The organism is Bradyrhizobium elkanii USDA 76, from assembly GCF_023278185.1.
Taxonomy (GTDB): domain Bacteria; phylum Pseudomonadota; class Alphaproteobacteria; order Rhizobiales; family Xanthobacteraceae; genus Bradyrhizobium; species Bradyrhizobium elkanii.
Window position 1 is genome coordinate 8,031,828 of record NZ_CP066356.1, and the last position, 16,961, is coordinate 8,048,788.

General features: G+C 66.2%; 22 protein-coding genes. 6 read left to right on the plus strand and 16 right to left on the minus strand.

The genetic code is table 11. The annotated features are described in order from the left end of the window. Positions 1 to 175 precede the first annotated feature (175 nt). Entirely contained in the window at positions 176 to 1,489 is a 1,314-nt protein-coding gene (locus JEY66_RS38010) for an MFS transporter (RefSeq protein WP_018269696.1), read from the plus strand. Between the two features lie 18 nt (positions 1,490 to 1,507). Next, on the plus strand, positions 1,508 to 2,581 hold the full coding sequence (locus JEY66_RS38015; protein ID WP_016842583.1) for a tartrate dehydrogenase: 1,074 nt from the start codon (positions 1,508 to 1,510) through the stop codon (positions 2,579 to 2,581). A 93-nt stretch (positions 2,582 to 2,674) separates the two neighbouring features. Here the strand turns inward: JEY66_RS38015 and JEY66_RS38020 are convergent, their stop codons facing one another. The 8 genes from JEY66_RS38020 to JEY66_RS38055 form a co-directional block, all read right to left on the minus strand. Then, a complete protein-coding gene (locus JEY66_RS38020; RefSeq protein ID WP_026192214.1) occupies positions 2,675 to 3,439 on the minus strand; it encodes a serine acetyltransferase domain-containing protein in 765 nt (254 codons plus the stop codon). 153 nt (positions 3,440 to 3,592) lie between these two features. After that, positions 3,593 to 4,084, minus strand: coding sequence for a DUF2852 domain-containing protein (locus tag JEY66_RS38025; protein ID WP_026192213.1), 492 nt, complete (start codon positions 4,082 to 4,084; stop codon positions 3,593 to 3,595). Between the two features lie 130 nt (positions 4,085 to 4,214). Beyond that, the gene (locus JEY66_RS38030; protein WP_018269694.1) at positions 4,215 to 4,928 is read right to left on the minus strand and encodes a TetR/AcrR family transcriptional regulator; all 714 of its coding nucleotides are present in this window, start codon (positions 4,926 to 4,928) and stop codon (positions 4,215 to 4,217) included. A 265-nt stretch (positions 4,929 to 5,193) separates the two neighbouring features. After that, a complete protein-coding gene (locus tag JEY66_RS38035) occupies positions 5,194 to 5,559 on the minus strand; it encodes a YciI family protein (RefSeq protein ID WP_016842526.1) in 366 nt (121 codons plus the stop codon). A 103-nt stretch (positions 5,560 to 5,662) separates the two neighbouring features. Beyond that, on the minus strand, positions 5,663 to 6,088 hold the full coding sequence (locus JEY66_RS38040; protein ID WP_016842527.1) for a YciI family protein: 426 nt from the start codon (positions 6,086 to 6,088) through the stop codon (positions 5,663 to 5,665). A gap of 155 nt (positions 6,089 to 6,243) precedes the next feature. Then, a complete protein-coding gene (locus JEY66_RS38045) occupies positions 6,244 to 6,660 on the minus strand; it encodes a YciI family protein (RefSeq protein WP_016842528.1) in 417 nt (138 codons plus the stop codon). 134 nt (positions 6,661 to 6,794) lie between these two features. Continuing rightward, positions 6,795 to 7,166: a nuclear transport factor 2 family protein gene (locus JEY66_RS38050; protein ID WP_016842529.1), complete on the minus strand. Its 372-nt coding sequence runs from the start codon at positions 7,164 to 7,166 to the stop codon at positions 6,795 to 6,797. A gap of 143 nt (positions 7,167 to 7,309) precedes the next feature. After that, positions 7,310 to 7,981, minus strand: a complete 672-nt coding sequence (locus tag JEY66_RS38055) for a glutathione S-transferase family protein (RefSeq protein ID WP_016842530.1) — start codon at positions 7,979 to 7,981, stop codon at positions 7,310 to 7,312. Between the two features lie 174 nt (positions 7,982 to 8,155). Between JEY66_RS38055 and JEY66_RS38060 the strand changes: the two genes are divergently transcribed. Continuing rightward, complete coding sequence (locus JEY66_RS38060) at positions 8,156 to 8,944, plus strand: SDR family NAD(P)-dependent oxidoreductase (RefSeq protein ID WP_018269693.1); 789 nt, start codon at positions 8,156 to 8,158, stop codon at positions 8,942 to 8,944. A gap of 204 nt (positions 8,945 to 9,148) precedes the next feature. Here the strand turns inward: JEY66_RS38060 and JEY66_RS38065 are convergent, their stop codons facing one another. Further along, positions 9,149 to 9,718 carry a histidine phosphatase family protein gene (locus JEY66_RS38065; RefSeq protein WP_016842532.1) on the minus strand — a complete coding sequence of 190 codons (570 nt, stop codon included), beginning with the start codon at positions 9,716 to 9,718 and terminating at the stop codon, positions 9,149 to 9,151. A gap of 69 nt (positions 9,719 to 9,787) precedes the next feature. Further along, the gene (gene cobS, locus JEY66_RS38070) at positions 9,788 to 10,540 is read right to left on the minus strand and encodes an adenosylcobinamide-GDP ribazoletransferase (protein ID WP_016842533.1); all 753 of its coding nucleotides are present in this window, start codon (positions 10,538 to 10,540) and stop codon (positions 9,788 to 9,790) included. Between the two features lie 178 nt (positions 10,541 to 10,718). Here cobS and cobT point away from each other — a divergent pair, with 178 nt between their 5' ends. The 3 genes from cobT (at position 10,719) to JEY66_RS38085 (ending at position 12,737) form a co-directional block, all read left to right on the plus strand. Continuing rightward, positions 10,719 to 11,732 carry a nicotinate-nucleotide--dimethylbenzimidazole phosphoribosyltransferase gene (gene cobT, locus JEY66_RS38075; RefSeq protein WP_016842534.1) on the plus strand — a complete coding sequence of 338 codons (1,014 nt, stop codon included), beginning with the start codon at positions 10,719 to 10,721 and terminating at the stop codon, positions 11,730 to 11,732. A 177-nt stretch (positions 11,733 to 11,909) separates the two neighbouring features. Beyond that, complete coding sequence (locus tag JEY66_RS38080; RefSeq protein WP_016842535.1) at positions 11,910 to 12,200, plus strand: hypothetical protein; 291 nt, start codon at positions 11,910 to 11,912, stop codon at positions 12,198 to 12,200. Positions 12,201 to 12,314: 114 nt separating this feature from the next. Next, positions 12,315 to 12,737 carry a hypothetical protein gene (locus JEY66_RS38085; protein ID WP_016842536.1) on the plus strand — a complete coding sequence of 141 codons (423 nt, stop codon included), beginning with the start codon at positions 12,315 to 12,317 and terminating at the stop codon, positions 12,735 to 12,737. A gap of 198 nt (positions 12,738 to 12,935) precedes the next feature. On the opposite strand, the gene JEY66_RS38090 is transcribed toward JEY66_RS38085, so the two are convergent. The 6 genes from JEY66_RS38090 to JEY66_RS38115 form a co-directional block, all read right to left on the minus strand. After that, entirely contained in the window at positions 12,936 to 13,346 is a 411-nt protein-coding gene (locus JEY66_RS38090; protein ID WP_016842537.1) for a VOC family protein, read from the minus strand. Between the two features lie 118 nt (positions 13,347 to 13,464). Beyond that, on the minus strand, positions 13,465 to 14,001 hold the full coding sequence (locus JEY66_RS38095; RefSeq protein WP_026192212.1) for an SRPBCC family protein: 537 nt from the start codon (positions 13,999 to 14,001) through the stop codon (positions 13,465 to 13,467). 33 nt (positions 14,002 to 14,034) lie between these two features. Further along, on the minus strand, positions 14,035 to 14,445 hold the full coding sequence (locus JEY66_RS38100) for a DoxX family protein (RefSeq protein ID WP_016842539.1): 411 nt from the start codon (positions 14,443 to 14,445) through the stop codon (positions 14,035 to 14,037). A gap of 355 nt (positions 14,446 to 14,800) precedes the next feature. Further along, entirely contained in the window at positions 14,801 to 16,078 is a 1,278-nt protein-coding gene (locus tag JEY66_RS38105; protein ID WP_016842540.1) for an RNA polymerase sigma factor, read from the minus strand. Beyond that, positions 16,075 to 16,443 carry a YciI family protein gene (locus tag JEY66_RS38110; RefSeq protein ID WP_026192211.1) on the minus strand — a complete coding sequence of 123 codons (369 nt, stop codon included), beginning with the start codon at positions 16,441 to 16,443 and terminating at the stop codon, positions 16,075 to 16,077. The genes JEY66_RS38105 and JEY66_RS38110 overlap by 4 nt, the downstream gene beginning before the upstream one ends. A gap of 157 nt (positions 16,444 to 16,600) precedes the next feature. Further along, positions 16,601 to 16,918, minus strand: a complete 318-nt coding sequence (locus JEY66_RS38115; RefSeq protein WP_018269691.1) for a hypothetical protein — start codon at positions 16,916 to 16,918, stop codon at positions 16,601 to 16,603. Positions 16,919 to 16,961 lie beyond the last annotated feature (43 nt).

Genomic DNA, 16,961 nt, shown 5'->3' on the forward strand with positions numbered 1-16,961 from the left:
CGTGGATGCCCGGCACAAGGCCGGGCATGACGCCAAGTGAAGGCCGGATCCGATTATATCATTTTTTTGTATAAACCGGCGCGGGTTGAAGCGAAAGGGCGCGAGCTTCTAGGCTTTCCGACGGCGCGCGACAGGCGCCGTCCCAACAAACAAGACGAACCCGGGGAAGAAGCCCATGGAAAGCGAGCTTGGCACGCGCGTATTGCGCAAGATCTCACTGCGCATCGTGCCGTTCATCATGCTGCTTTACTTCGTGGCCTTCATCGACCGCGTCAATATCGGCTTCGCGTCGCTGACCATGAACAAGGACATCGGCCTGTCGCCGACCGTCTATGGCTTCGGCGCCGGTATCTTCTTCTGGGGCTACTTCCTGTTCGAAGTGCCCTCCAACATCATCCTGCACAAGATCGGCGCGCGGATCTGGATCGCGCGGGTGATGATCACCTGGGGCCTGGTCTCGGCGGCGATGGCGCTGGTGCAGGGCGCGACCAGCTTTTACGTGCTGCGCTTCCTGCTCGGCGCTGCGGAGGCCGGCTTCTTCCCCGGCATCATCCTCTATCTCTCCTACTGGTTCCCGGCGCGGCAGCGCGCCGCCGTCACCGCGCTGTTCATGGCGGCGGCGCCGCTGTCGACCGTGCTCGGCTCGCCGGTGTCGGGCGCGCTGCTGGAGATGGACGGAATGCTCGGCTTCAAGGGCTGGCAATGGCTGTTCGTGCTGGAGGCGGTGCCCGCCGTGCTGCTCGGCTTCGTCGTGCTGGGCTTCCTGACCGACCGTCCGGAGCAGGCCCGATGGCTGGCCGACGATGAGCGCGCCTGGCTGGTCAAGACCATGAAGGCCGAGACCGACGGCAAGGCCACGACCGCCAGCCACAGCATCTGGCGCGGCCTCGCCGACCCGCGGGTGCTGGCGCTGGCGCTGGTCTATTTCGGCACCTCGGCCGGGCTCTACACACTTGGGGTGTGGGCGCCGCAGATCATCAAGCAGTTCGGCCTGTCGTCGATCCAGGTTGGCTTCCTCAACGCGGTACCGGCGACCATCGCCGTGATCGCGATGGTGCTGTGGGCGCGGCATTCCGACCGCACCGGCGAGCGCACCTGGCACGTGGTGCTGGCCTGCCTGATGGCCGCGGCGGGACTTGCGCTTGCCGGGCTGTGGACCGGCCTTGCCGCCGTGATCGCGGCACTGACGCTGGTCAATATCGGCATCTCCTCGTCGAAGCCGCCGCTATGGAGCATGCCGACCATGTTCCTGTCCGGCTCGGCCGCGGCGGCCGGGATCGCCACCATCAACTCGATCGGCAATCTCGGCGGCTTTGTCGGGCCTGCCATGATCGGCTGGATCAGGGAACGCACCGGCAGTTTCGACGGCGGTCTTTATTTCGTCGCCGGCCTCCTGGTGCTCTCGGCCGTGCTCACGCTGCTGCTGTCGCGCGCGCAGAGCGCGCCCGCGCAAACCGAACCGCAACCCAATCCCGTGCGAACTCACTAACTGATCCGGAGACAACCCATGCGTACCCATTCCATCGCTGCCATTCCCGCCGACGGCATCGGCCCCGAAGTGATCTCCGCGGGCGTCCGTGTGCTGGAGGCACTCGCAAAACGCAGCGGCGACATCAGCTTCAATGTCAAAACCTTCGACTGGGGCTCGAACTATTACAAGAAGCACGGCGTGATGATGCCGGCCGACGGGCTCGCGGAGCTGAAGAACTTCGACGCGATCTATTTCGGCGCGGTCGGCGCGCCCGATGTGCCCGACCACATCACGCTGTGGGGCCTTCGGCTGCCGATCTGCCAGGGCTTTGACCAGTACGCCAATGTGCGGCCGACAAAGATCCTGCCCGGCGTCGCCTCGCCGCTGCGCAATGTCGGCGTCGGCGATCTCGACTGGGTCATCGTGCGCGAGAATTCCGAAGGCGAATATGCCGGCATGGGCGGCCGCGCACACAGGGGCCTGCCGGAAGAGGTCGGCACTGAAGTCGCCGTCTTCACCCGCGTCGGGGTGACACGGATCATGCGCTATGCGTTCCAGCTCGCGCAGTCGCGGCCGCGCAAATTGCTCACCGTGGTGACCAAGTCGAACGCACAGCGCCACGGCATGGTGATGTGGGACGAGATCGCCGCCGAGGTGGCGAAGGACTTCCCCGACGTCACCTGGGACAAGATGCTGGTCGACGCCATGACGGTGCGGATGACGCTCAATCCGAAGAGCCTCGACACCATCGTCGCGACCAATCTGCACGCCGATATTCTATCCGACCTCGCCGGCGCGCTGGCCGGCAGCCTCGGCGTCGCGCCGACCGGCAACATCGACCCGCAGCGCCGCTACCCCTCGATGTTCGAGCCGATCCACGGCTCGGCCTTCGACATCACCGGCAAGGGCATCGCCAACCCGGTCGCAACCTTCTGGACCGGTGCGCAGATGCTGGAGCATCTCGGCGAGAAGGACGCCGCGGCGCGCCTGATGGCCGCGGTCGAGAAGGTGTGTGCGGCCGGCGTGCTGACGCCCGACGTCGGCGGCAAAGCGACGACCAAGGAAGTCACCGACGCGGTGATCGACGCGATCCATGGATCGAATGTGTGAGGGTGCGGTCGCTTCGCATCATGCAGTGAAGTGAGCACGCCAGTAGGGCTCCTCTCCCGCAAGGGGGAGATGGAGCCTGAGAGAGTGCTCACTTCACAAAAGCGCCCCCGCCTCCCCGCAATTCGTCAGCCGAGCCGGCACGCCGACGGCGGTGCAGCCGGCGGGCACATCCGTCGTGACAAGCGCGCCGGCGCCGATCCTGGCGAAATCGCCGATCGAGAGATGTCCGATCACCGTTGCTCCGGCGCTGAGCAGCACGCCGTGGCCGATTGTCGGCGCGCGGCGCGGATCATCCTGATGCCGCGCGATGGTGACGTTCTGCAGAATCGTGACCTCGTCGCCGACCGAGGCGAGCGCGCCGATGATGATGCCGGTGCCGTGATCGAGGAAAACAGCGGTTCCGATCCGGGCCGACGGGTGAATGCTGATCTGCAACTGGTCCGCCGTCGCGCTTTGCATCATGAGCGCAAGGTCGGGGCGGTCCTCGCGCCACAGCCAGTTCGACACCCGCCAGGCTTCCAGCGCGACGAAGCCCTTGAAGTTGAGCAGCGGCGGCAGGAAGCCCGTGATCGCCGGATCGCGGCGCACGATGGCTATGAGATCAGTGGCCGCGGCATCGACCAGCACCGGCTCGGCCGCATAGGCTTCGCGGGCCGCGCGCATGAACTGCGCACGATCCTCTTCCGCGCGGCTGATATGCCGGCCGATCAGGAAGGCGAGCGCGCCGCCGAGGTCGCCCTGATCGAGGATGAAGGCGGCCGACGCCTCGAGGAAGGGATCAGCCGCGATCGCGGCTGCCGCTTCGCGCCGGATCGCAAGCCAGAGATCGCCAGCTGTCACAGTCGTTGATCCCGCCATGGTCTTCACCTCATCGTCCGGATCTCAAACGATAGAGTGGGCGTGGCCATCCCAAAATGCAAACCGCCCGCTTGCTCATCGCAAACGGGCGGCTCAGGGCCATCAGGTTCTATGGGGGCACATCGCCTGAAGGCTAGCTGTTGCCTCGCCTCGTCAGCCCTGCGGCGGCTGGTCGGTCGGCGGGGTCGGACGGGTCTTGTGCTGCGCCATGAAGGCGTCGAACTCTTCCTTGTCCTTGGCGTGACGCAGGCGATCGAGGAAGTTCTTGAACTCGACCTGCTCCTCCTCGAGACGGCGCAGCGTATCCTGGCGGTATTCGTCGAAGGCCCGGTTGCCGCTGGAGGGCGGACCGAAGCCGCCGAACGGGAAGCCGCGGCGCTCCATGCGGCTCTTCATCCGCTCCATCTTGTCCTGCATCCGCTCCATCTTGTTCTGCCAGCGATCCATGTCGTTGTGACTCCAACAGGCCATCTTTCTGCTCCCGAGTGTGAAAAAGAGAAGGGCGAGGCCGATCGGCCACCAGATCATGAAGCCGAGGATGATCCCGGCGATCTTCAGGGGATGCCACGGCGTCGCGTAGAAGTAGGGACGGTAGGGCTCTTCGACGGGGCCGCGCCAGCGATTGACATCAGCGGTGTAGGCCATTTCCTTCTCCATCACGGCATCACGCCGTTGTGAATGTAAATAACATTTACATAGGTAGCCGATCCCTTGGGAAAGTCAAGCAGCGCGGATGACGCACCCTTCGGATTATTTTTGGCTCTGCCGTTGAACCTTATTTCGGCTTGCCCCAAGGACCAGCTCTGTCACCGGCTGGCTTTTCGTCGGCTGCCGCGGTTCCAGACCTGCGATCGGTCGGGAAGCCAAGGCCGCGCAGATAGATCAACACTTCGGCCTCGAGCAGATCCTCCGGCGACATCGGCAGCTTGCGCCGCGCGGCATCGCCGCGGCCGAACAGCGAGGCGACGCCGTGCGACATCGCCCAGATGTGCAGCGCCATCATCATCGCCGGCGGACGCGGCATGCCGGGCGGCGCCAGTGCCGCGAGCCGCTCGGCAGCGGCGCGGATGATCGCAAAGGCGCGCTCGCTCGCGGCCATCAGGGTCGGATTGGAATCGACCGGCAGGCCGGATTCGAACATCGCCGAATAGAACGCGGGCTCCTCGCGGGCGAAGGCGAGATAGGCCTTGCCGACCCGCTCGAACGCCGTGACGGTATCGGGACGGCCGTCGTCCCAGGCTTGCGTCAGCAGCGATTCGAACTGCTCGAAGCCGCGCTGCGCAATGCTGGCGATCAGCTCGTCACGGTCGCGGAAGTGGCGGTACGGCGCGGCGGGGCTGACGCCGGCCATCCGCGCGGCATCGGCGAAGGTGAAGCCGGCCGGCCCCTTCTTCGAGATCAGGTCGAGGGCGGCCTGCAGCAACGCCTCTTTGAGATTGCCGTGATGATAGCCGCGCTCGGCGCGGCCTTGGTCCTTGCGCCAGCTCATGTGAACGGCTTTTACATGAGCCGACGGTAAAGGTCACTAGCGGGGCGGCGGCGCGTCAATCAAGATTAACGGACCGAAAGCGGCCGCAAGGTCGGTGCGCTCCCTCTGCCGCTTGCGGGGGTCCGAGACGAGCGAAGCTCGCTGTCGAGGTTGGGCTGGGGGCTCTCTCCGCGAGTCGCACCATGGAAAGAGCCCCACCCGCCGCGCTCTTCGAGCGCAGCGACCTCCCCCGCAAGCGGGAGAGGTTCAGGGAGCCCACGATTGCCTATCGCCCCGGGATCGGCAGCACCGGCATGATCTCCACGGCTTCGCCCGGGAAGATCGAAAAATGCGGATGGTTCTCGAACAGCTTGGCCGCCGCTTCATGCGAGGGCGCGCGCACCACGGTGAAACCGGTCATCAGATTGGCGATGTCGGTGACGCCGCCCTGCCCGACCTTCTTGGTCTTGCCGAGCGGTCCGCCCATCTCGACGATCACGTCATGGTGCTTCTCGACCCAGGCGCCCCAGGCCGCCATGCCCTGCTGCTCCTTGGCGCGCCGTTCGGCCTCGGGCAGCGCGTTCCAGGCGGCCATGCGCGAGCCAGTGCTGCCGCCACCGAGATAGACGGCGAGGAAGGCATTGGTGCTCATCTTGCATCTCCATTGTGGTCGTTGCTGGTTTGACGATCGTTTGCTGGCACGATGACGCCGTGCGGCGGCATCGCTACGTGTTGCAAGGCCGGATCATGCGGTGTCAGCGCAGCGCCTTGCCCCAGCCGCCCTGCGGATGCTCGAAGGTGGCGGCCGCCTGCTGCACCTCTTCGGAAAAATCGGCCATCTCCTGCACCTGGCGGATCTCGATCATCTCGTTCGCGGTGGCCGGGCACTTCCTGGCCCATTCGATTGCCTCGGCGCGCGAGGCGACCTCGATCATCCAGAAGCCGCCGATCACTTCCTTGGCCTCGGTGAACGGGCCGTCGATCACGACCGGCACGCCGGTGTCGAACTTGACGCGCGCGCCGGTTGCCGGCGGATGCAGGCCTTCCAGCGTGATCAGCACGCCGGCGTCCTTCAGCGCTTGATTGTACCGCATCATCGCGGCGACCCGTTCGGGGTCGAGCTCGAGCTTGGCCGGCGCGGACTCGTAGCCGAGCGGGATCATCAGCATCATGAAACGCATTGGTCGGATTTCCTTGCTTGTTGAATCACTCGCAATCCTCACCCTCGTCATGCCGGGAAGCCCCACACGGCGCCGGCCCGGAATCCATGACTTGCGACGGTGATCATGTATTCCGGGCGCATCGCCGGCGCGATATCGCGGAATGACGTCGGGTGTCATTTCCTGCCCACCTGCGCGCGCAGGCGCTCTCCCCGCTCGCGCAGCTCGGGCGTCAGCGCCTCGCCGAAATCCTCCGCGGCAAACACCTGGCGGATCTCGATCTCGGAGCCGCCGTCGAACGGCGCGCGCTTCATCCAGTCGATCGCTTCATCGAGCGACTTGGTCTCGATCAGCCAGAAGCCGCAGACGAGATCGCCGGTCAGGCTGAACGGGCCGCGCGACACGGTGCTCTGCCCGCCGGCATATTTGACCCGGGCGCCCTTGCTGGTCGGGTGCAGGCCCTCGCCGGCCTGCATCACGCCGGCCTTGACCATCTCCTCGTTGAACTTGCCCATCGCGGCGAGCAGTTCGGTGCTCGGCGTCACGCCGGCCTCGGTATCCCTGCTCGCCTTCACGATCACCATGAACTTCATCGTCCTGCTCCGTTGTCTTGCTCAGCTGCCTTGCCGGTATCTCCGGTGCTCGTCTCAAGGACGACGCGGGGCTTGCCACGCCGACAGGCCAGGCGAAATTATTTCGGAGGTCATTGGATCGCGCGCCACAGCCCTCAGCGCTCCTGCCTGACGAGCTCGCCGTCCTGGTGCGACGGGCCGAAATAAACGTCGATGCGCGACACCTTGTCGCCGTCGAACACGAAGAACTCGGTGTTGCGAAAGCTCTTGCCGTCGCGCGCGACGCAGCGATAGGTGACGAAGGCCTCGAGGCCGTCGACCATGATGCGCTCGATCTCGTGGCGGCCGATCCAGCCGGAGTCGCGCCAGCACTCCGCGAAATAGGTCGGCTTGTCGATGTTCTCGCCATAGGGCGTCGAGAAGCGGAAATCCTCCGCGAACGCCGCCTCGACGCTCGCGCGGTCATTGGCGAGATAGGCGGCGAAGAGGGAGCGGATGATCTCCGCCCTGTGGCCAGTTGCAGTCATGTCGTCTCCCACACGTATCGCCAGGGCCTCCGGAGCGACCACGCTCCGGGAACCCGGGCCTTAAGGAGATGACGAACGGGACGGCGCAAAAGCGACATCACGCCACAATTTATTTTTGGAACCGGATCGGAAGCCGGCTTGCTTCAGGTTTCCTGCGGGAACATGCCGAAATAGGGCTCGGCCTCCCTCAGGACGCGCGCGAAGGACGGTCGCGCCATCAGCCGCTCGAGATAGGCGGCCAGATGCCGATGGCCATCTCCGAACGGCTCGACCTTGTTGCCGTAGAACATCGTCGGGGCGGCCGCGCAATCGGCCAACGAGAAATGCTCGCCCATCATCCAGCCGCCTTGCGCGCGTTGCTGATTCAGGATCAGTTGCTGATCCAGGATCGCATAGGAGGTGCGGAGCTGCGCCCGCGCCTCGGCGACGCCATGCGGATCCTTGCTGTCCGCGGGCCGCAGCCGGTCGCCGACGACCTTCTGCATCGGCAGGTGGACATAGAGATCGAGGAAGCGATCGCGCAGCCGGGTCTGCAGCGCGAGGTCCGGATTCTCGGGGATCAGCCTGACGGCACCGGGATAATGCCGGTCGAGATATTCGATGACGATGCTCGATTCCGGCACCGTCTCGCCCCGCGTCTCGTCGCGGAGCACGGGAAAGCGGCCGATCGGCGACAGCGCGAGCAACGCCGCGCGCTCGGCGGGATCGCCGAGATTGACCATATTCGTCGTGAACGGCGTGCCGTTCTCGTAGAGCGCAATCAGCGCCTTCCAGCAGAACGAGGACAGCGGATGGTAAAGCAGGGTAAGCGACATCAGAACTCCATCATGGAACCAGTGCCCCGAGGACGAACCGGAGACGGCCCTCCCGACATCTCGCATGATGATTATCTTGCTGCAACGCGAGTCGGTTGACACGCCTGGGCAAAGATCGCAGACGAACTGGCTCGTCTGCCAGCCAGGCCGAATGCCCGAACCATGGACCGCACAATGACATCGTCTCCCCCGAAAGTCGCCCTCGTAACCGGCGCCGCGCGCGGCATCGGGCTTGCCGCGGCGAAACGCTTTCTCGGCGACGGCTGGCGCGTCGCGCTGCTCGATATCGAGGGCGAATTGCTGCGCGCGGTGGTCGCGGCGCTGAAGCAGCCCGACGACACGCTGGCGCTCACCTGCGACGTATCGGACGCCGCTGGTGTGGCGGCCGCGATCTCTGCGATCACGGACCGGTTCGGCCGGCTCGACGCGCTGGTCAACAATGCCGGCGTTGCCGTGTTCACGCCGGTGCTGGAGACTTCGGACGCCGACTGGAGCCGGATCATGGCGGTCAACCTCACCGGCCCGTTCCTGTGCACCAAGGCGGCCGCGCCTGTGATGCGCGAGCATGGCGGCGGTGCGATCGTCAACATCACCTCGATCTCGGCGGTGCGTGCCTCGACGCTGCGCTCGGCCTACGGCACCAGCAAGGCCGGGCTTGCGCATCTGACCAAGCAGCTCGCGGTCGAGCTCGCCTCGCTCGGCATCCGCGTCAACGGCGTCGCGCCCGGCCCGGTCGACACCGCGATGGCCAAGGCGGTTCACACGCCGGAGATCCGCGCCGACTATCACGACGCCATCCCGCTCAACCGCTATGGATTGGAGGAAGAGCTGGCGGAAGCGATCTTCTTCCTGTGCTCGGATCGCGCCAGCTACATCACCGGACAGATCCTCGCCGTCGACGGCGGCTTCGACGCCGCCGGCATCGGCCTGCCGACCCTGCGCGGCGCGCGGCGGAATGGGTAACGGTTGATCGGATGAACTAATGTCACCACCGCGACGGGACTGCGCTCCCTCGCCCCGTTCTTACGGGGAGAGGGTTGGGGTGAGGGGCCCTCTCCCCGCGCTCAGTACCAGTTAGTCTCGCGGAGACTCCCCCTCAACGCATCTGTCGATGCGTTCCGACCTCTCCCCGCAGGCGGGGCGAGGTAAAGTAGAGTCACCGCGCTATCAGCGCCCGTTCACCGCGACCACGCGCCAAGCATTCGGCAGCCGGTCGATCCGCGTCAGCGACAGCGGATCGATGACGAAGCGCAGCGCGAGCTCCGGCGCAAGCTCGAGCGCGATCGCAAGGATCGCGCGGATGGTACCGGAATGCACGACCAGTACGACGTCGCCGGCCGGCAGGCGCGCGAGCCCTGCCCGCGCCCGCGCGATCTGATCGGCAAAGCTTTCGCCGCGCGGCGGCCGGTTGCTGCCCGGCGATTGCCAGAAGGCGCGATAGGCCGCCGCGCCGAGCTCGGCCTCGATCTCGCTGTGACGCCGGCCGGTCCAATCGCCAAAATCCTGCTCGCGAAAGGCGTCGTCCTCCGTTGCCGTGAGACCGAGCTTTACTGCGGTCTCGCGGGTGCGCCGCGCCGGACTGCAGACCGCGCGAGCGTGAGCCGGCAGCCTCACCTGCAACGACGCGAATGCCGCGGCATCGCTGAGGTCGGCGGGCGCATCCGGCGCGTGGATCACGCCGCGCGGACCGTCCACCGGCGCATGACGGATTAGCCAGAGACGGGTTTCGCGATCCATGTTCCGCTCACGCTTTCATTTTGACGCGTTTTCTTTACTGAGCCGGTATCCACTTCGCTCGAAAACGCCCTAACCTAACCGCGCCGCAAGCAGCACCAGGATCGCGGTCTCCGCGACCTGTTCGGCGCCGCCCAGCACGTCGCCGGTCTGGCCGCCGATCTGCCGCTTTGCCACGAGCGCCATGATCAGTGCGCTCGCACCGGCCGCGAGCGCCGCCAGCAGCGCGCTGCCGAACGGCAAGGCGAGGACTGCGATCAGCAGCGCCAGGCCGGCCGCGACCGCCGCGATCGCACCATCGGGCTTTCCGGCATTGGCGGCGAGCCCATCCTTGCGCGCGTAGGGCAGGCTGATCGCGATCCATGGCAGCACGCCGCGGCCCAGCGCGTGCGCAGATATCAGGCTCTGCACCACAAGGCCATTTGGAATTGTCGCGAGAGCCGCAAGCTTGGCGGCAAAGCTCACCACCAGCGCCAGCGCGCCATAGGTGCCGAGCCGGCTGTCGCGCATGATCTCGAGCTTGGCCGCGACATCGCGGCCGCCACCGAACCCGTCGGCGACATCGGCGAGCCCGTCCTCATGCAGCGCGCCGGTGAGCAGCGCGCTGCCGCCGAGCGCGAGCGCGGCGGCGGCGAGATCCGGCACACCGATCGCCCGCAGCAGCAGGCAAAACAGGCCGATCGCCGCCCCGATGGCGGCCCCGACCAGGGGAAACAGCCGCTGCGCCCGGGCAAACCTCTCCGTCCGCGCGCCGTCCGGATGCGGCATCGGCAGGCGGGTCAGGAAGGCGGTCGCGGTCCGGAGATCGTCGAGCCATTGATTCATGGTGAAGGCCTGGAAATTGGGCTAAAGCGCGACGGGATCGGGCTCGATCTCATCGCGCTTTGGCTTCCTGTTAGGGCATGATCTCCGCGCAAATGCTACGCATTTGTCGCGAGGGAAAACCGCTTCACACTTTTCCGGATCATGCACTAGTTTGCGGCCCGCTCGACGAGGGAATCGCATGCAGTTCAGTACTCTAGACGACATCCGCGGCTTTTGTCGCGAACTGCCGCAGGGCGACGAGGCCAGTGCCGCGGCCGCCACGCAGCGCCAGCAGAACCTGACCAAGCCGCCGGGAAGCCTCGGCCGCCTGGAGGAGGTTGCGATCTGGCTGGCGCGCTGGCAGCGGCGTGAGATGCCCCGGCTCGATCACGTCACGATCGCCGTATTCGCCGGCAATCACGGCATCGCCGAGCGCGGCGTTTCAGCCTATCCCTCCGAGGTCACCGCGCAGATGGTGGCGAACTTCGCCGCCGGCGGCGCTGCGATCAACCAGATCGCCAAGCTTGCCGGTGCGGAGCTGCGTGTCGAGCCGCTCGAGCTGGCGCGCCCGACCCGCGATTTCACGGCCGGGCCGGCGATGGACGCCGCCGATTTCCTCGTCGCGCTCGATACCGGCTGGCGCACGGTGCCCGAGCAATGCGATTTGCTCGTGGTCGGCGAGATGGGCATCGCCAACACCACGGTCGCCGCGACGCTGTGCGCGGCCTTGATGGGCGGGCGCGGCGTACGCTGGGCCGGCCGCGGCACCGGTGTCGACGATGCCGGGCTGATACGCAAGCGCACCACGATCGATGCGGCGCTCAAGCTGCATCGCGGCGTGATCGACGACCCGCTCGTCACCGCGATGTCACTCGGCGGACGCGAGCTCGCGGCGATCGCGGGCGCTGTGCTGGCGGCGCGCGCACGCTGCATTCCGGTGCTGCTCGACGGCTTCGTGGCGACCGCCGCGGTGCTGCCGCTGGCGCGGCTTCAACCCGACAGCCTCGCGCATTGCCGCGCCGGGCATGTGTCGGCCGAGCTCGGCCACCGCGAATTGCTGCGCGAGCTCGAACTCGCCCCCTTGCTCGATCTTAACATGCGGCTCGGCGAAGGCTCCGGCGCGGGGGTCGCGATCCTTTTGTTGCGCGCGGCGCTCGCCTGTCATGGCGGCATGGCGACCTTTGCCGAGGCCGGCGTCTCCGGCGCGGACTGAGGTTCTCGGGAGAGCCGGAGGGTTCCCTCAAAAAGCCAGTGCATAGCGTCGGCGCGGGTCGACAATCTTCGCGTGCGCAGCATGACCTCTGCGCGCTGGGGGCCTAACCTTCGCGGCGGTGGGACGCCGGCCGGCGTCTCAGCCGTGCTGAACCAGATACCGGGGAGAAATCACCTCATGTCAGGCGTTCTCATCAATCTGATCATTCAAGTCATCAGCGGAGCCGTCGGCGGCAATGTCGCGGCGGGAGCGGCCAAGAACATCGATCTCGGCACGCTCGGCAACACCATCGCAGGCGCCATCGGCGGCGGCGCGGGCGGACAGCTTCTGGGCATGCTGATTCCGCTGCTCGCCAATTCCGGCGCGACGCCTGACATCGGCAGCATCATCGGCCAGGTCGCCGGCGGCGGCGTTGCCGGCGCCGTGCTCACTGCGATCGTGGGGGCGCTCAAGAACCGCGCGGCCTGAGCCACCTGCCGTCGCGACCGGGACATCGGTCTTGACGATGCCCCATTCCGGCGCGAGCCTTGCGGCTTCCGATGCGGCGGCACCTCGATCGCATCGACGGCAGGGATTGCGCGCATGAAAATACTTGTCGCGGCGGCAGCTCTCTGCGCAACGGTCAGCTGCGCGCAAGCCGATGTTCGTATCCTCGCCAGCCCCGGCGGGCAGGTCGGCCCGTTCATCGAACTGTTCGACAAGGTGCGCGAATCGGGCGAGCGCGTCGTGATCGACGGGCCCTGCCTGTCGGCCTGCACGTTGGTGCTGTCGATGGTGCCGGGCGACCGCATCTGCGTGACGCGGCGCGCCGTGCTCGGCTTCCACGCCGCGCGCTCAGTCGACCGGCGCGGCCGCACCTATGCAGAGCCGGAAGCGTCCGTGGCGGTGCTGCAAGCCTATCCGGCACCGGTGCGCGGCTGGATCGTCCGCCGCGGCGGCCTGACCTCGCGCCTGCTATTGCTGCGCGGCCGCGAGCTCGCGGCGATCTATCCGCGGTGCAGGTAGCGGCGCGGATTGCGTCTTTCTTGACCCGCCGACGCTACCGGACCGTCATCCTGAGGTGCGAGCCCTTGCGAGCCTCGAAGGATGAACGGCCCCGCCGGTGGCCGTAGATCCTTTGAGGGCCGCTGAAGAAGCGGCCACCTCCAGCGACAACGGCGGAGCCGTTGCGCGGGGATGACGGTCCAATCAGGCTGCTCGGGGTTACATCCCCTGCGGACAGTTCACCATCCAGGGGATGCCGAACTGATCGACGCACATGCCGAAGCCGTTGGAGAAGAAGGTCTTGCCGAACGGCATCGTCACCGTGCCGCCTTCGGACAGCGCCTTGAAGCGGCGTTCGGCCTCCGCGGGATCCTCGACCTGCAACGCGACGTGAAAACCCTGCGGCTTCTGGAAGTGGCCGGGCGGCGCGTCGGAGGCCATGATGATCTCGCCGTCGATCGTGAGGCGGGCGTGCATGATCTTGTCTTTCCAGCCGGGCGGCGTCTGCATCTCCGCACTGCCCTCGCCGTAGGGGAAGGTTTCCTCGATCCGGGCGCCCAAGACCTTCTGGTAGAAGTTCAGCGCGGCGCCGCAATTGCCGTCGTAGGAGAGATAGGGGTTGACCTGCATCGCATGCTCCCTTGGGTCATTCGAGCCTCGTCCCGGTGGTATCGGACCGAGGGCTCTGGATTGTTATCTTGACACGTTTTCTCGACGCGAACCGATAACCACTTTGCGCGAAAACGCGCTACTTTTCAGTCAGCTTCTTCAGATTGGCGAGACCGACCTCGAAATCCCTGCCGATCATGCGATCCAGGTTCATGAACACCTGCATCACCTTCGACATGAAGACGGCCGGACCATACATGGTCCATGTGACGCTGGTCGCATCTCCCTGCGGCAGCATTGTGAACTCGGCGGTGTTGTGGCCTTCGAATGGCTTGATGAAGTCGAGCTTGATGACGACCTTCGACGGCGCGGAGGATTGCAGGATCTCCATGCGGCCGGCGCCGACATTCTTGTTGCCGTCCCAGGCGTAGACCGCACCCTGCCCGCGCCCGGCGCCGCCATAGATCCGCTTCATGGCCGGATCCCGGTTCTCGTAGGGCGACCAGACCGTCCACTGATGGAAATCGTCGATCAATGGAAAGATCCGCTCGGCCGGCGCGTTGATGCTGATCGCACGCGTGACGCGGAGCGTGCCCGGCTTGGTCGCCGCGAGGACGAGGATGACGGCGATCGCGACGACGAGGACAATCGCGATGACGGCAATGGTCTCCAACATGACGGTCTCCACAAGAATGGATTGAACAATATCTCACCGGCGAAATGGAAGCATTGCGCGCAGATTGCCGTCGCGCAGATAGAGCCCGCCCCACAGCATCAGGCCGAGATAGAGCCCGAACAGCGTGTGGGTGAACAGCGGGCTGCCGATCCGCACATGCGATGCGATCGCGCCGCCGAGATAGCCGGTGAGCAGGATCGCGCCGAGGATCGAGGTCGGCGGCACCGAGTAGAGCAGCGTGCAGACGATGGTGATGATGCCGAGGCTGCGCGCCAGCGCATCGCTCGCGCCGAAGCCCATCCTGTCCATGGTCTCGGTGACGACAGACAGCGGCACCAGCTTGATCGCGCCGTCGAACAGCAGGAACAGGACGACCACCCCGCTCATGACGCGGCCGGTGATGCGGGCGGGCTTTGAGACTTCGGTGTCGACGACCGTCGGCATGGCTTGCTCCCCAAGGTGTCGTGATGCTCTGCCTTCATGACGAACGGAGGGATGCGAGGTCGACAATGCGGGCGAAGATTTTTTAGGGAGCGCGGCAAGAGTTGCGCGAGGGTTGCGCAACATCGATCGCCTCGCCCGGGGCCCCCCCTCTCCCCACCCTCCCCCGCAAGGGGGGAGGGAGCCTGATTGCTGTGCTCACCTCACTCGCGCTCGTTCACAAAATTCAGCGCAGATAATCCGACGTGAGGAAGCCACCGGCGGAAGGGTTCCCTCCCCCCTTGCGGGGGAGGGTTAGGGAGAGGGGTTCACCCGGGAAGTCTCTCAACCTGAACTTGGGCGACGCAAGTCCTGACCGCTACTTCGCCTTCACATTACGCGGCTGGCTGTCGCGCATCAGGCGGTCGATATGCATGCGGATGTGGGCGGCTTCGGCGGTGGTGTTGGCGAGCGCGATGGCGCGGTCGAAGGCGATGCGGGCCTCCTCGTTGCGGCCGAGCTGCATCAGGAAGGCGCCGCGCACGCCGAAATAATGGAAGTAATTGGCAAGCCGCGGCGCCAAGGGCTCGATCATCTCGAGCGCGGCTTGCGCCCCCTTCACCTTGGAGACCGCAACGGCGCGGTTGAGCGTGATCACCGGCGACGGCTGCATGACCTCGAGCGCGCCGTACAGCAGATCGATCTGGGTCCAGTCGGTATCCTCGGGCTTTTCCGCACGGGCGTGCAGCGCTGCGATCGCCGCCTGCACCTGATACGGCCCGCTGCGGCGGTGGCGCATCGCCTTGTCGATCAGCGCGAGGCCCTCGGCGATCTGCTTCTGATTCCACAGGCTGCGGTCCTGGTCGTCGAGCAGGATCACCTGGCCATCGGCGTCGAAGCGCGCCTCGGCGCGGGCGTGCTGCAGCAACAGCAGCGCCGTCAGCCCCATGATCTCGGGCTCGCTCTGGAACAGCCGCAGCAGCAGGCGGGCGAGGCGAATCGCCTCCTCGCACAGCGGCGCGCGGATTTCGGCGGTGTCGCCGCTCGCCGAATAGCCCTCGTTGAAGATCAAGTAGATCATCGCCGCGACCGAGGCGAGCCGCTCGCTGCGCTCGACCGCGCCCGGCGTCTCGAACGGCACGTTGGCATCGGCGACGCGCGCCTTGGCCCGCGTGATGCGCTGCTCCATCGCCGCTTCCGAGACCAGGAAGGCGCGCGCGATCTGCTTCACCGTGAGACCTGAGACGATGCGCAGCGCGAGCGCGATCTGCTGCGTCGCCGGCAGATCCTTGTGACAGCAGATGAAGAGCAGCCGCAGGATGTCGTCGCGGTAGTGCGAGCCGTCGAGCCGCTCGGCGATCTCGTCCTCGGCGTCGTCGAGGTCGGAGATCGCCTGGTCGTCGTCGGGCAGCGGCTGCTGCTTCTTGTTGCGGCGGACCTCGTCGATCGCAACGTTGCGGCCGACCATGATCAGCCACGCCGCGGGATCGCGCGGCGGGCCGTTCTGCGGCCAGCTCTTCAGCGCGCGCAGGCAGGCGTTCTGGAACGCCTCCTCGGCGGTGTCGAGATTGCGAAAGTAGCGCAGCAAGGCGCCGACCGCCTGGGGACGCGCGGACGTCAACGCAGCATCGATCCAGGCGGTGTCGGTCACGCTCACGCCTCGGTACCCCCCTGATTGAAGTAGCCGACCGGGCGGATCTCATAGGTGCCGCCGGGATTGGCCTCGCCGAGGTCGCGCGCGATGTCGAGCACCTCGTCGAGGTTCTTGCCCTCGACCAGATAGAAGCCGAGCAGCTGTTCCTTGGTTTCGGCGAACGGGCCGTCCAGCACCAGCGGCGGATTTTCCTTGCGCAGCGTGGTCGCCGCGGTGGTCGGCAACAGCCGCGCCACCGGGCCGAGCTTGCCCTGCTTGGCGAGCTTGTCCTGCACGACGGACAGTTTCTGCATGACGGAGGCGTCGTGTTCCTTGCTCCAGGAGCCGACCATGTCTTCGTCATGATAGCAGAGGATGGCGTACAGCATCGAAAAGGCATCTCCGTTCATTGCAAGAACGAACGATTATGCCCGCTGCCGACAGGGGGCGCGAAAGAAATTTAGGTTCCGGATGCGGGCGATGGATTTTGATCGAGGCTCCATGGCGAGCTTCGACGGACGGGATGTTTGCCGCGGCGACGGCGCATCAGGCCGTCGCCGCGACGATGAACGTGCGGTTACCATAGACGCCGTAGCGGGCGTCGATCGGGCGCGCCTTGGCTTCATCGCTCTCGTGGCGGCGGACGCGGCTCCTCGTCGCTGGGCGGGACGCCTGCTGCCGCGGAGACTCCACGCGTTGCGCCTGGGCCTGCGATTGGGCCGGCCGGGCCTCGCCCTGCGCTGGAGCAACGGCCGGTTGCGCCTGCGCCGACGCATCAGCGTTTGCGAGCACGAGGCCACGGCTTTGATCGGCGTGGGCCGTGGCGACGGCGGCGAGGATGAAGGCCGACACCAGTTTGCGCATGGAAGTTCGCCCCTGTTGATGGCAGGAGATGAGAGCGGGTCGG

Coding starts and splice junctions, on each gene's coding strand:
- JEY66_RS38010 (WP_018269696.1), top strand. CDS start 176: ATGGAAAGCGAGCTTGGCACGCGCGTATTGCGCAAGATCTCACTGCGC.
- JEY66_RS38015 (WP_016842583.1), top strand. CDS start 1,508: ATGCGTACCCATTCCATCGCTGCCATTCCCGCCGACGGCATCGGCCCC.
- JEY66_RS38020 (WP_026192214.1), bottom strand. CDS start 3,439: ATGGCGGGATCAACGACTGTGACAGCTGGCGATCTCTGGCTTGCGATC.
- JEY66_RS38025 (WP_026192213.1), bottom strand. CDS start 4,084: ATGGCCTACACCGCTGATGTCAATCGCTGGCGCGGCCCCGTCGAAGAG.
- JEY66_RS38030 (WP_018269694.1), bottom strand. CDS start 4,928: ATGAGCTGGCGCAAGGACCAAGGCCGCGCCGAGCGCGGCTATCATCAC.
- JEY66_RS38035 (WP_016842526.1), bottom strand. CDS start 5,559: ATGAGCACCAATGCCTTCCTCGCCGTCTATCTCGGTGGCGGCAGCACT.
- JEY66_RS38040 (WP_016842527.1), bottom strand. CDS start 6,088: ATGCGTTTCATGATGCTGATGATCCCGCTCGGCTACGAGTCCGCGCCG.
- JEY66_RS38045 (WP_016842528.1), bottom strand. CDS start 6,660: ATGAAGTTCATGGTGATCGTGAAGGCGAGCAGGGATACCGAGGCCGGC.
- JEY66_RS38050 (WP_016842529.1), bottom strand. CDS start 7,166: ATGACTGCAACTGGCCACAGGGCGGAGATCATCCGCTCCCTCTTCGCC.
- JEY66_RS38055 (WP_016842530.1), bottom strand. CDS start 7,981: ATGTCGCTTACCCTGCTTTACCATCCGCTGTCCTCGTTCTGCTGGAAG.
- JEY66_RS38060 (WP_018269693.1), top strand. CDS start 8,156: ATGACATCGTCTCCCCCGAAAGTCGCCCTCGTAACCGGCGCCGCGCGC.
- JEY66_RS38065 (WP_016842532.1), bottom strand. CDS start 9,718: ATGGATCGCGAAACCCGTCTCTGGCTAATCCGTCATGCGCCGGTGGAC.
- cobS (WP_016842533.1), bottom strand. CDS start 10,540: ATGAATCAATGGCTCGACGATCTCCGGACCGCGACCGCCTTCCTGACC.
- cobT (WP_016842534.1), top strand. CDS start 10,719: ATGCAGTTCAGTACTCTAGACGACATCCGCGGCTTTTGTCGCGAACTG.
- JEY66_RS38080 (WP_016842535.1), top strand. CDS start 11,910: ATGTCAGGCGTTCTCATCAATCTGATCATTCAAGTCATCAGCGGAGCC.
- JEY66_RS38085 (WP_016842536.1), top strand. CDS start 12,315: ATGAAAATACTTGTCGCGGCGGCAGCTCTCTGCGCAACGGTCAGCTGC.
- JEY66_RS38090 (WP_016842537.1), bottom strand. CDS start 13,346: ATGCAGGTCAACCCCTATCTCTCCTACGACGGCAATTGCGGCGCCGCG.
- JEY66_RS38095 (WP_026192212.1), bottom strand. CDS start 14,001: ATGTTGGAGACCATTGCCGTCATCGCGATTGTCCTCGTCGTCGCGATC.
- JEY66_RS38100 (WP_016842539.1), bottom strand. CDS start 14,445: ATGCCGACGGTCGTCGACACCGAAGTCTCAAAGCCCGCCCGCATCACC.
- JEY66_RS38110 (WP_026192211.1), bottom strand. CDS start 16,443: ATGCTGTACGCCATCCTCTGCTATCATGACGAAGACATGGTCGGCTCC.
- JEY66_RS38115 (WP_018269691.1), bottom strand. CDS start 16,918: ATGCGCAAACTGGTGTCGGCCTTCATCCTCGCCGCCGTCGCCACGGCC.